Here is a 12196-nt window from a genome sequence, read left to right as displayed (position 1 = left end):
GGGGGGGGGGGGGGGGGGGGGCCGGGCGGGGGGCGGCGGGGATAGCACGAGCGCGACACCACCATCCCCCCAAGCCCCGCCTGTTAAAGCGGGGGGGGGCCCCCCCCCCCCCCCGGACGAGCGCCCGGGGACGGGGCGGGTCCACCATGGCCCCATGCGCATCACCCGCTACGGACACAGCTGCCTGCTCGTCGAGACCGACCGCTCCCGCGTCCTGCTGGACCCCGGCGTCTTCAGCCGCGGGTGGGAGGAGCTGACCGACCTGGACGCCGTGGTCGTCACCCACCAGCACCCCGACCACGTCGACGTCGAGAAGCTGCCGCAGCTCCTGGAGGCCGACGACCGGGCCGTCCTGCACGCCGAGCCGGAGACGGCGGCGTCGCTGGGCGGGGCGGGCATCGAGGCCTCGGCGCTGCACGCCGGGTCCACGCTCACGGTGGGCGACCTGAGCATCGAGGCGGTCGGCGGCGAGCACGCCCTCATCCACGCCGACGTCCCGCGGGTCGGCAACGTCGGCCTGCTGCTGCGCGCGGAGGGCGAGCCCACCGTGTTCCACCCCGGCGACTCCTACGCGGTGGCACCGGCCGGCGTGGACGTCCTGGCGCTGCCGCTGAGCGCCCCGTGGGCGGCGAGCAGGGAGATGATCGACTTCGTGCGGGCCGTGCGCCCCGGGAGCGGTTTCGCCATCCACGACGCCCTGCTGTCGCAGGTCGGGCTGGGGCTGTACGCGGGGCAGGCGAAGAACCTCGGCGGCCTGGAGCTGCGCCCCGTGGAGCACGGCGTCCCCTTCGACGCCTGACCCCTCTCCCCACCCACCTCCCCTCCCCGTCCCCCGCGGTGATCTTGCACGGTTGAACTCTCACCCTCGCATGATCACCGCGGGTGGAGGGGCGGGAGGGGGTAGCGGGCGGGTCAGCGGTGGACGGTGCTCATGTCGGGGTAGCGGTCACCGGCGGTGGCGCCGGCCGGCAGCACGGCGTCCAGGCGGGCGAGCTCGTCGGCGCTCAGCTCGACCTGGACGGCGGCGACGTTCTCCGCCAGGTAGCTGCGCCGCTTCGTGCCGGGGATCGGCACGACGTCGGGGCCCTGCGCCAGCAGCCAGGCCAGCGCGACCTGCCCGGCGGCGACACCCTTCGCGTCCGCCAGGGCGCGGACCTCGTCCACCAGCGCGAGGTTCCGCTGGAAGTTCTCCCCCTGGAAGCGCGGGTTGCTGCGGCGGAAGTCGTCCGGCGCCAGGTCGTCGACGCTGCGGATCGCGCCGGAGAGGAAGCCGCGGCCCAGCGGGGAGTAGGGGACGAAGCCGATGCCGAGCTCGCGCACGGTGGCGAGCACGCCGTTCTCCTCCGGGTCCCTGGTCCACAGCGACCACTCGGTCTGCAGGGCGGTGACCGGGTGGACGGCGTGGGCGCGGCGGATCGTGTCCGGTGCGGCCTCGCTGATGCCGAGGCGGCGCACCTTGCCCGCAGCGACCAGCTCGGACATCGCGCCCCACGTCTCCTCCACGGGCACGGTGGTGTCGACGCGGTGCTGGTAGTACAGGTCGATGACGTCGACCCCGAGCCGCTGCAGGCTCGCGTCGCAGGCGGTGCGCACGTACTCGGGACGGCCGTTGACGCGGCGGCCCCCGTCGGGCAGGAACTCGTTGCCGAACTTCGTGGCCAGGACGACCTCGTCGCGGCGGGAGGCGATGGCCCGGCCGACGAGCTGCTCGTTGGTGAACGGGCCGTACATGTCGGCGGTGTCGAGGAACGTGACGCCGGCGTCGAGGGCGGCGCCGATCGTGGCGAGGGACTCGGCCTCGTCGCGGGTGCCGTAGAACGCGCTCATGCCCATGCAGCCCAGGCCGAGGGCGGAGACGGTCAGCTCGGTGCCGTTGGCGGCGCTGCCGAGCGTGCGGGTGGGGAGCTCCTTCGCGGGTGCCATGCGGGGAGCCTGCGACTTCGAGCGCGCTCGAAGTCAAGCGGAGGCGGCGACCCGCTGCTCGTACCCCTCGATCTTCGCGGTGATCGCCCCGAGGTGGCCGGTCACCTCGTCCAGCTGCGCCAGCACCCGCTCGCGGTGGGCCCTCAGCAGCGCCAGCCGCTCGCGCTCGGTGCCCTCCCCCGCCCGGACCAGCGCGGCGTACTCGCGGACCTCGCGCACCGGCATCCCCGTGGCGCGCAGCCGCTGCACCATGACGATCCAGCGCAGGTCGCCCTCGCCGTAGCGGCGCCGGCCGGTCGTGGTGCGCGAGGGCGGCCCGACGAGCAGCCCCTCGGTCTCGTAGTAGCGCAGCGCGTGCGTGCTCAGGCCCAGTCGCTGCGCGGCCTCGGCGATCGTCAGGGACGCCGCGGGCCGCTCGTCGGTGCTCGTCACGCCGCCAGTGTGCCCCCGGGGGTGTCCGCTACGATCCACGGCACCCGAGACGCCGGCCGAGGAGCGCACCGCACTGCCGAGGAACTTCACGCTGACGCAGCTGCGGTACTTCACCGTGGTCGCCCAGGAGCAGAACATGACCGCGGCGGCGGCAGAGCTCCGGATCACCCAGTCGGCGCTGTCCTCGGCCATCGCGCAGCTGGAAGCCGCGATGGAGACGCAGCTGTTCCGGCGCGTCCCGCGGCGCGGCGTCGAGCTGACCGAGGCCGGTTCACGGCTGCTCCGGGAGTCCCTCCCGCTCATCGAGGCCGCGGACCGGCTGCCGACCCTCGTCCAGCGCGACGAGGAGACCGTCGCGGGGCGGCTCGTCGTGGGGGTGTACGAGCCCATCGCCTCGCTGCGGGTCCCGGACGTCGTGGCGACCTTCGAGCACCGCCACCCGCACGTGGAGCTCGCCGTCCTGGAGGGTGACCAGGAGTTCGTGCTGCAGGCCCTGACCTCGGGCGCGTGCGAGGTGGCGCTGATGTACGGCATGGGCATCGGGCCCCGGGTGCGCACGGAGGTCCTGGAACACCTGGCGCCGCACGTCCTCGTGGCCGCCGACCACCCCCTGGCCGCGCGCGCGCCGGGGCCCGTGAGCCTGGCGGAGCTGGCCGACGAGCCGCTCGTCCTGCTGGACCTCCCCCACACGCGCGAGTACCTGCTCGGCCTGTTCGAGCTCGCGGGCGTCGCCCCGCGCGTCCGGCACCGGCTCACGGGTTACGAGACGGTGCGCTCCTTCGTGGCCCGCGGCGGGTACGCCGTCCTGAACCGCCGCCTGTCGCACCGGGCCACCCACAACGGCGGTCGCGTCGTCGCCCTCGACATCGCCGAGGCCCTGCCCCCGGTGGACGTCCTGCTGGCACGGATGGCCGACGGCCGCCCGACGCGTCGGGCGCGCGCCTTCGCCGAAGCCTGCCGGGAGCACTTCCCCGCCCGCTGATCTCCGGCGCCGCGCACGAGTGACGCTCATGTTTCATCGATGTTTCGTGTTCATTGCATCGATCGGATCGATGCATGGCGCGAAAACTGTTGTTGGACCGCCTCCTCCACCCGACTCCACACTGGCGTCCTCCTGCTCCGCCCACCCGGCACCAGGCATCTCCGTCGTGGAGGAACACCCATGAGCGCACCGGAAACCACACCCCCCGTCCCGCAGTCGGCACCGGGCACCGTCCCTGCGGGCTTCAGCCCTCGCCTGTACAACGAGGACCTCGCCCCGCGAACGGGTGAGGCGTCCTGGCGCACGTGGGACCTGTTCTGCTGGTGGATGTCCGCGTGGCACAGCCTCGCCGGCTACACCTTCGCCATCGGCCTGCTCGTCCTCGGCCTCACTGGGTGGCAGATCGTCGTGGCCGTCTTCCTCGGGATCCTCGTCCTGCTGTGGGGCTTCAACCTCATGGGCACCGCCGGGCAGCGCGTCGGGGTCCCCTTCCCCGTGTTCGCCCGCCTCAGCTTCGGGGTCCTCGGCGCGAAGGTGCCGGCCCTGCTGCGCGCCGTCGTCGCCGTCGCCTGGTACGGGATCCAGACGTACCTGGCCAGCCTCGCCGTGATGACCCTGGCCCTGAAGGTGTGGCCCGGTTCCGAGACGCTCACGCAGACGCAGGTCCTCGGCATGTCACCGCTGGGCTGGATCTGCTTCCTCGTCCTGTGGGCCGCCCAGCTCGCCGTCCTCTACCGCGGCATGGAGGCCGTGCGGAAGCTGTCCGACGTCGCCGGCCCCGTCCTGTGGATCGCCATCGCGGCCCTCGCCGTCTGGGTCCTGGCCCGCGTCGACTGGAGCATCGACTGGAACCACCGCGAGGGCCCCGCGCTCGGCACCGGCGCGACCGTCTCCGCCGTCGTCTCGGGCGCCTTCCTCACCGTGGCGTTCCTCGCCGGCCCGATGCTCAACTTCGCCGACTTCTCGCGGAACTCCCCCGACGCGAAGTCCATCCGGCGCGGCAACAGCCTCGGCCTGCTGCTCAACGGCACCGCCTTCGTGCTCGTGTCCGTCGTCATCGCGATCGCCTCGGCGCAGCTGCACGGGCAGGCGGTGACCGACCCGGTCGAACTCGTCCGGGACATCGACAGCGTCACGCTGCTGCTCATCGCCACGGTCGCCATCGCGGGGTCCGCCGTCGGCATCAACATCATCCTCAACTTCGTCTCCCCGGCCTACGACTTCGCCAACATCGCGCCCTCGCGCATCAGCTTCCGCACGGGCGGTGTCATCACGGCCGTGCTGTCGCTGGTCATCATGCCGTGGCACCTGTACTCCAGCCCGGTCATGGTCAACTACTTCATCGGCGGCGTCGGCGCCCTCATCGGCCCGCTGTTCGGGATCATGATCGCCGACTACTACCTGCTGCGCCGCGGGCACGTGGAGGTCGACGACCTCTACTCCGACGCCCCCACGGGCCGCTACTCCTACCACCGCGGCACCAACCCCGGCGCCATCGCCGCCCTCGCCGCCTCCGGCGCCTTCACCCTGCTCGTCGCCTTCCTGCCCGGCCTCGCCGCCCTGGCCCCGTACTCGTGGGTCGTGGGCGTCGTCACGGGCGGCGCGCTGTACCTGCTCGCCGAGAAGGTCCACCCGTCCGGCTCGCTCACCGCGGGGCCCGCCCGGGCCGCCGAGCTGCCCGCGCAGCGCTGACCCACCCCACCGCTCCCCACCACCCAGGAGGAACCCCGTGACCGTCGTCCGAGCCGCACTGACCCAGGTCTCCTGGCCCGGGTCCAAGGACGAGATGCTGGACAAGCACGAGGTCCTGGCCCGCAAGGCCGCCGCCGAGGGGGCGCAGGTCCTGTGCTTCCAGGAGCTGTTCTACGGGCCGTACTTCGGCATCACCCAGGACGCGAAGTACTACCGGTACGCGGAACCCGCCGACGGCCCGGTCGTGCAGCGCTTCGCGGCCCTGGCCAAGGAGCTCGGCGTCGTCAGCGTGCTGCCGATCTACGAGGAGCAGCAGGCCGGCGTCTACTACAACAGCGCGGTCGTCGTCGACGCCGACGGGAGCGTCCTGGGCACCTACCGCAAGGTCCACATCCCGCACGTCGACAGGTTCTGGGAGAAGTTCTACTTCCGGCCCGGGAACCTGGGCTACCCCGTCTTCGACACCGCGGTCGGCAAGGTCGGTGTCAGCATCTGCTACGACCGGCACTTCCCGGAGGGCTGGCGCGCCCTCGGCCTGGCGGGCGCCGAGATCGTCTTCAACCCCAACGCCTCCAAGCCCGGCCTGTCGAACCGCCTGTGGGAGCTGGAGCAGCCGACCGCGGCCGCCGCGAACGGGTACTTCGTGTGCGTCCCCAACCGCGTCGGGCGGGAGGACAACGAGTACGGCGACCAGGCCGTGGACTTCTACGGCACCAGCTACGTGGTGGACCCCCGCGGCAACTACGTCGGCGACCGGGCGAGCTCCACCGAGGAGGAGTTGCTCGTCCGCGACCTCGACCTCGACCTCGTGCGGGCGGCCCGCGACGACTGGCAGTTCTACCGCGACCGCCGCCCGGACGCCTACGGGAGCCTGGTGACGCCGTGAGCCGCACCCTCATCACCGGCGGGACCCTCGTGTCGACCACGGGGGCCGTCCCCACCGACGTCCTCGTGGAGGGCGAGAGCGTCGTCGCGCTCCTCGCCCCCGGCACCGGCGCGGAGCTCGCGGTCGACGAGCGCATCGACGCCACCGGGTGCTACGTCCTGCCCGGCGGGGTGGACGTGCACACGCACATGCAGATGCCGTTCGGCGGCACGGAGGCCTCCGACACGTTCGAGACGGGGACACGGGCCGCGGCGTTCGGCGGCACCACGACCATCGTGGACTTCGCCGTCCAGCGCACCGGGGAGGTCGTCGAGGAGTCCCTGGAGGCCTGGCACGAGAAGGCCGCCGGCAACTGCGCCGTCGACTACGGGTTCCACATGATCCTCGGCGGGGTGGACGAGGACTCCCTGAAGGCGATGGACTCCCTCGTCGCCCACGAGGGGATCAGCAGCTTCAAGCTGTTCATGGCCTACCCCGGGGTGTTCTACTCCGACGACGGGCAGATCCTGCGGGCCATGCAGCGCGCCACCGACAACGGCGCGATGATCATGATGCACGCTGAGAACGGCACCGCCATCGACGTGCTCGTGCAGCAGGCCCTGGCGCGCGGGGACACCGACCCGGTCTTCCACGGCCTCACCCGCCCGGCGGCGCTGGAGGCGGAGGCCACGAACCGCGCCATCGCCCTGGCGGAGGTCGCCGGCGGCACCCCCCTGTACGTCGTGCACGTGTCCGCCTCGCAGGCCCTCGAGCGCATCGCGAGCGCGCGCAGCACGGGCGCGAACGTCTTCGCGGAGACCTGCCCGCAGTACCTGTACCTGACCCTGGAGGACCACCTCGGCGCCGGCGGCCCCGGCAGCTTCGAGGGCGCCAAGTACGCCTGCTCCACCCCGCTGCGCTCCAAGCACGAACCGCACGCGAAGGACCTGTGGCGGGGCCTGCGCACCGACGACCTGGCCGTGGTCTCCACCGACCACTGCCCGTTCTGCTTCAACGACCAGAAGCAGCTCGGCCGCGGGGACTTCTCGAAGATCCCGAACGGCCTCGGGCTGGTCGAGCACCGCATGGACCTGGTGCACCAGGGCGTCGTCGACGGCAACCTGTCGCTGCAGCGCTGGGTGGAGACGTGCTCGACGACACCGGCGCGGCTGTTCGGCATGTACCCGCGCAAGGGCACCCTCGCGCCCGGTTCGGACGCCGACGTCGTGATCTACGACCCGGCCGGGACGACGACCATCAGCGCGCAGACGCACCACATGAACCTCGACCACTCCGCCTTCGAGGGGGCCCGCCTCACCGGGTCGGTGCGGACGGTCCTCTCCCGCGGGCGCACGATCGTCGACCGCGGGCGGTACCTCGGCAGCGCCGGGCACGGGCGGTTCGTGCCACGCGGGCTCTCGCAGTACCTGCGCTGACGCCCCCTCCCCCACCGACCACCTCAGCACGCAGAGAGGAGACCACCGTGGACTTCGGGGTCGTCCTGCAGAACACCGCACCCGCGTCCCGGGTCGTCGAGCTCGCCCGGCAGGCGGAGCTGCACGGGTTCACCCACGCGTGGACCTTCGACTCGCACCTGCTGTGGGAGGAGCCGTACGTCGTCTACTCGGCCATCCTGCAGGCCACCCGGAACATCGTCGTCGGCCCCATGGTGACCAACCCGCTGACGCGGGACTGGACGGTCACGGCGTCGAGCTACGCGACCCTGAACGAGATGTACGGGCCGCGGACCATCTGCGGCATCGGCCGCGGCGACTCCGCCGTGCGGACCCTCGCGGGCAAGCCCAGCACGCTCACGACGCTGCGCGAGTCCGTGCACGTCATCCGGGAGCTCGCCAACGGCCGGCCGGTCGAGCACCGCGGGCAGACGATCCGCTTCCCGTGGGCCCCGGTGACCAACGAGCACAACCGCACCCAGGTGTGGGTGGCGGCGTACGGCCCCAGGGCGCTGCAGCTGACCGGGGAGGTCGCCGACGGCTTCATCCTGCAGCTGGCCGACCCGGACATCGCCGCCTGGACGATCAAGCACGTCAAGGAGGCGGCCGAGCGCGCCGGGCGCGACCCCGACAGCGTCAAGATCTGCGTGGCGGCCCCGGCCTACGTGACCGGCGAGGGCGCGGGCGGGCTCGAGCACGCCCGCGCGCAGTGCCGCTGGTTCGGCGGCATGGTCGGCAACCACGTCGCCGACATCGTCACGCGCTACGGCGAGGGCGGCGGCGTCCCGGCAGCCCTGACCGACTACGTCCGCGGCCGCGAGGGCTACGACTACAACCAGCACGGCCGGGCGGGGAACACCCACGCCGACTTCGTGCCCGACGAGATCGTCGACCGGTTCTGCGTCCTGGGGACCCCCGAAGAGCACCTGAGGCGCGTGCGGGAGCTGCAGGACCTCGGCGTCGACCAGTTCGCGCTCTACCTGCAGCACGACGCCAAGGAGACCACGCTGCGCGCCTACGCCGACCACGTCATCCCGGGCCTGGCGGCCGACGTCGTCGCCGTCCAGCCCGTCCACGGGTCCGGGGGCGCGGCGTGAGCACCTCCCGCCGGCCGGTCGCCGTCGTCACCGGGGCCAGCAGCGGCATCGGCGCGGCCACCGTCCGTTCCCTGGCGGCCGCCGGTTTCGACACCGTCGCGGCCGCACGGCGCGTCGAGCGCTGCGAGGCCCTGGCCGCCGCCGTGGGCGGGCGCGCCGTCCAGCTCGACGTCACCGACGACGCGTCGGTGCGGGCGCTGGCCGACGCCGTGCCCGAGGTCGACGTCGTCGTCCACTCCGCGGGCGGCGCCCTCGGCGCCGACGCCGTCGAGGACTTCGACGCCGACGGCTGGCGGTGGATGTACGAGGCGAACGTCATCGGCGTGGCCCGGGTCCACCGGGCCCTGCTGCCCGCGCTGCGCAAGCGCACCGGGGCCCAGGACCCCGGCCACGTCGTGGTGGTGGGCTCGCAGGCCGGCCTGCAGGCGTACCCCGGCGGCGGCGGGTACACCGCGGTCAAGCACGGCGTCCACGCGCTGTGCCAGACCCTCCGGCTGGAACTGCTGGGCGAGCCCGTGCGCGTCACCGAGATCGCGCCGGGCTACGTCGACACGGAGTTCTCCACCGTGCGCCTGGGGGACGCCGAGGCCGCGGCGGCGGTGTACCGCGGGATGACCCCGCTCACCGCCGAGGACGTCGCCGAGGTCATCGCGTTCACCGTGACGCGGCCGCCGCACGTCAACGTCGACCACGTCCTCGTCCGCCCGCTCGCGCAGGCCGACGCCTTCCACGTCCACCGGGAGACGATGTGACCCTCCTCCAGAACCCGCACGACACCGGCCCGGCCCCCGAACCGGTGGCGGACCCGGTGGCGGCGCGCACGTACGCGCTCGACCGTGCCCACGTGTTCCACTCCTGGTCGGCGCAGGCCTCGCTGGACCCGATGGTCATCAGCCGGGCCGCCGGTTCCCACGTGTGGGACGGCGACGGCCGCCGCTACCTGGACCTGTCCTCGCAGCAGGTGAACACGAACATCGGGCACCAGCACCCGGCCGTCGTCGAGGCGATCGTCGAGCAGGCCAGGACGCTGTGCACCATCGCTCCCCCGTACGCCAACGCCGCCCGCTCGGAAGCGGCCCGGCTCGTCGCCGAGGTGGCCCCCGAGGGGCTCGACAAGGTCTTCTTCACCAACGGCGGCGCCGACGCCAACGAGTTCGCGGTGCGGATGGCGCGGTTGCACACCGGCCGGCACAAGGTCCTGGCCCAGTACCGCTCGTACCACGGGGGGACCTCCACGGCGATCAACCTCACGGGTGACCCGCGCCGCTGGCCCAACGACCAGGGCTCCGCCGGCGTCGTGCACTTCTTCGGCCCGTTCCTCTACCGCTCGGCCTTCCACGCCGACACCGAGGAGGAGGAGTGCGCGCGGGCGCTGGAGCACCTGGACCAGCTGGTCCGCTTCGAGGGGCCGTCGACGATCGCGGCGATCGTCCTGGAGACCGTGCCCGGGACGGCCGGGGTCATGCCGCCACCGCCCGGGTACCTCGCGGGTGTCCGTGAGCTCTGCGACCGCCACGGCATCGTGTTCGTCGCCGACGAGGTCATGGCCGGTTTCGGGCGCACCGGGCGCTGGTTCGCCGTCGAGCACTACGACGTCGTCCCCGACCTCATCACGTTCGCCAAGGGCGTGAACTCCGGCTACGTCCCGCTCGGTGGGGTCCTGCTGTCCGCGGCGGTCGCCGCCACGTTCGACGAGCGCCCCTTCCCGGGCGGCCTGACGTACTCGGGCCACCCGCTGGCCTGCGCGGCCGCCGTCGCCACGATCGAGGCGATGCGCGCGGAGCGGATCGTCGAGAACGCCGCGCGCATCGGCGCCGAGGTGCTCGGCCCGGGGCTGCGGGAACTGGCCGGCCGGCACCCCGTCGTGGGGGAGGTGCGCGGGCTGGGGGTCTTCTGGGCTCTGGAACTGGTCGCCGACCGCACCACGCGCGAACCCCTCGCGCCGTACGCCGGGACGCACCCGGCGATGGCGGAGGTCACCGCGGCCGCGAAGGCCGCCGGCGTCATCCCCTTCGTGACGGCGAACCGCCTGCACGTCGTGCCGCCGTGCACCATCACCGACGACGAGGTCCACGAGGGCCTGCGAGCGCTGGACACGGCCCTGTCGGCCGTCGACCGGTACGCGCGCGCCTGACCCCGCGCTCGTGGTCGCAGCCCGGCCCGGCACGGCCGGTGATCGACCCGAGGGGCCCTGCGGTGGCGGGCAGGGCCCCGGGCGGGTAGGACGGGTCCCCGGCAGCACCGGCCCGGCGGGCCGGTGACGAGCACGTGCGGGAGGGGGCCCGGAGTGGCCATCGCGACGATCAACCCGGCGACCGGCGAGACGGTGCGGGAGTTCGAGCCGCTGAGCGAGGAGGCGCTGGAGGAGCGGATCGCCCGGGCGGCGGCGGCGTTCGCCTCCTACCGGCTGACGAGCACCGATCAGCGGGTGGGCTGGCTGCGCGCGGCCGCCGACGTGCTGGACGCGGACACCGACGACGTGGCCGCGCTGATGACGCTGGAGATGGGCAAGACCCTCGCCGCGGCGAAGGCCGAGGTGGGCAAGTGCGCCGCGGCGCTGCGCTACTACGCCGAGCACGGCCCGTCCTTCCTGGAGCCGCGCCCGGCGGACGCCGAGGCCGTCGGCGCGCAGCAGGCGTACGTGACGCACCAGCCGCTGGGGGTGGTGCTGGCGGTCATGCCGTGGAACTTCCCGCTGTGGCAGGCGATGCGCTTCGCCGCGCCGGCCCTGATGGCCGGCAACGTCGGCCTGCTCAAGCACGCCAGCAACGTGCCGCAGACCGCGCTGTACCTGGAGGAGCTGTTCCGCAAGGCCGGCTTCCCCGACGACGTGTTCCAGACGCTGCTCATCGGCTCGTCCACGATCGAGCGGGTGCTGCGCGACGACCGCGTGGTCGCCGCCACCCTCACCGGCAGCGCCCCGGCGGGGCAGTCGGTGGCCTCGATCGCCGGGGACGCGCTGAAGCCGACCGTGCTGGAACTCGGCGGCAGCGACCCGTTCGTCGTGATGCCGTCGGCGGACCTGGAGACCGCCGCCGGGGTCGCGGTCACCGCGCGCTGCCAGAACAACGGGCAGAGCTGCATCGCCGCGAAGCGGTTCTTCGTGCACGCCGACGTGGCCGAGGAGTTCACGCGCCTGTTCGCCGAGAAGCTCGCGGCGCTGCAGGTCGGCGACCCGATGGACGACGGAACCCGGGTCGGCCCCCTCGCCACGGAGTCCGGCCGCGACGACGTCGAGGACTACGTGAAGGACGCCGTCGACAAGGGCGCGACCGTGGTCGTCGGCGGTGAGCGCGTGGACGGGCCCGGCTGGTACTACCGGCCCACCCTGCTCACCGGGGTCACCGAGGAGATGAAGCTGTACGGCGAGGAGGTGTTCGGACCCGTCGCCGCGCTGTTCACCGTCTCCAGCCTGGACGAGGCGATCGACATCGCCAACAGCCACCCCTACGGGCTGGGGTCGAACATCTGGACCGAGGACGAGGACGAGCGGGCCCGGTTCATCAGGGACGTGCAGGCGGGGATGGTGTTCGTCAACGGGATGACCACCAGCTACCCGGAACTGCCGTTCGGCGGGGTGAAGCAGAGCGGGTACGGCCGTGAGCTCACCGACCTGGGGATGCACGCGTTCACGAACGCCAAGACGGTGTGGATCGGCCCGCCGAGCGCCGAGCAGCGCCAGGGCGACACCTCCACCGCCTCCGAGTGACTCCCCGCGGTGATCAAGGAAGTTGCAACTTCCTTGATCACC

The 12196-nt window shown here is 73.0% G+C and carries 11 protein-coding genes; 9 read left to right on the top strand and 2 right to left on the bottom strand.

Annotated elements, in window-relative coordinates:
• Nucleotides 1-154 precede the first annotated feature (154 nt).
• On the top strand, nucleotides 155-799 hold the full coding sequence (locus tag ACRYM0_RS18340; RefSeq protein ID WP_432507280.1) for an MBL fold metallo-hydrolase: 645 nt from the start codon (nucleotides 155-157) through the stop codon (nucleotides 797-799).
• A 113-nt stretch (nucleotides 800-912) separates the two neighbouring features.
• On the opposite strand, the gene ACRYM0_RS18335 is transcribed toward ACRYM0_RS18340, so the two are convergent.
• Nucleotides 913-1923, bottom strand: a complete 1011-nt coding sequence (locus tag ACRYM0_RS18335; RefSeq protein WP_432507279.1) for an aldo/keto reductase — start codon at nucleotides 1921-1923, stop codon at nucleotides 913-915.
• A 33-nt stretch (nucleotides 1924-1956) separates the two neighbouring features.
• The gene (locus ACRYM0_RS18330) at nucleotides 1957-2355 is read right to left on the bottom strand and encodes a MerR family transcriptional regulator (protein WP_432507278.1); all 399 of its coding nucleotides are present in this window, start codon (nucleotides 2353-2355) and stop codon (nucleotides 1957-1959) included.
• Between the two features lie 73 nt (nucleotides 2356-2428).
• Here ACRYM0_RS18330 and ACRYM0_RS18325 point away from each other — a divergent pair, with 73 nt between their 5' ends.
• The 8 genes from ACRYM0_RS18325 (at nucleotide 2429) to ACRYM0_RS18290 (ending at nucleotide 12154) form a co-directional block, all read left to right on the top strand.
• Nucleotides 2429-3337: a LysR substrate-binding domain-containing protein gene (locus ACRYM0_RS18325; RefSeq protein ID WP_432507282.1), complete on the top strand. Its 909-nt coding sequence runs from the start codon at nucleotides 2429-2431 to the stop codon at nucleotides 3335-3337.
• Nucleotides 3338-3517: 180 nt separating this feature from the next.
• A complete protein-coding gene (locus ACRYM0_RS18320) occupies nucleotides 3518-5029 on the top strand; it encodes an NCS1 family nucleobase:cation symporter-1 (RefSeq protein ID WP_432507277.1) in 1512 nt (503 codons plus the stop codon).
• Nucleotides 5030-5066: 37 nt separating this feature from the next.
• On the top strand, nucleotides 5067-5915 hold the full coding sequence (locus ACRYM0_RS18315; protein ID WP_432507276.1) for a nitrilase-related carbon-nitrogen hydrolase: 849 nt from the start codon (nucleotides 5067-5069) through the stop codon (nucleotides 5913-5915).
• A complete protein-coding gene (gene hydA / locus ACRYM0_RS18310) occupies nucleotides 5912-7330 on the top strand; it encodes a dihydropyrimidinase (RefSeq protein ID WP_432507275.1) in 1419 nt (472 codons plus the stop codon). The genes ACRYM0_RS18315 and hydA overlap by 4 nt, the downstream gene beginning before the upstream one ends.
• 47 nt (nucleotides 7331-7377) lie before the next feature.
• Entirely contained in the window at nucleotides 7378-8445 is a 1068-nt protein-coding gene (locus ACRYM0_RS18305) for a TIGR03842 family LLM class F420-dependent oxidoreductase (RefSeq protein ID WP_432507274.1), read from the top strand.
• Nucleotides 8442-9197: an SDR family oxidoreductase gene (locus ACRYM0_RS18300; RefSeq protein WP_432507273.1), complete on the top strand. Its 756-nt coding sequence runs from the start codon at nucleotides 8442-8444 to the stop codon at nucleotides 9195-9197. The genes ACRYM0_RS18305 and ACRYM0_RS18300 overlap by 4 nt, the downstream gene beginning before the upstream one ends.
• Nucleotides 9198-9241: 44 nt before the next feature.
• The gene (locus ACRYM0_RS18295; RefSeq protein ID WP_432507281.1) at nucleotides 9242-10579 is read left to right on the top strand and encodes an aspartate aminotransferase family protein; all 1338 of its coding nucleotides are present in this window, start codon (nucleotides 9242-9244) and stop codon (nucleotides 10577-10579) included.
• A gap of 153 nt (nucleotides 10580-10732) precedes the next feature.
• A complete protein-coding gene (locus ACRYM0_RS18290) occupies nucleotides 10733-12154 on the top strand; it encodes an NADP-dependent succinic semialdehyde dehydrogenase (RefSeq protein WP_432507272.1) in 1422 nt (473 codons plus the stop codon).
• The last annotated feature ends 42 nt before the right edge of the window (nucleotides 12155-12196 follow it).

The organism is Kineococcus arenarius subsp. arenarius (genome assembly GCF_050871845.1).
GTDB lineage: Bacteria > Actinomycetota > Actinomycetes > Actinomycetales > Kineococcaceae > Kineococcus.
This window is presented reverse-complemented; position numbering and strand designations above follow the sequence as displayed.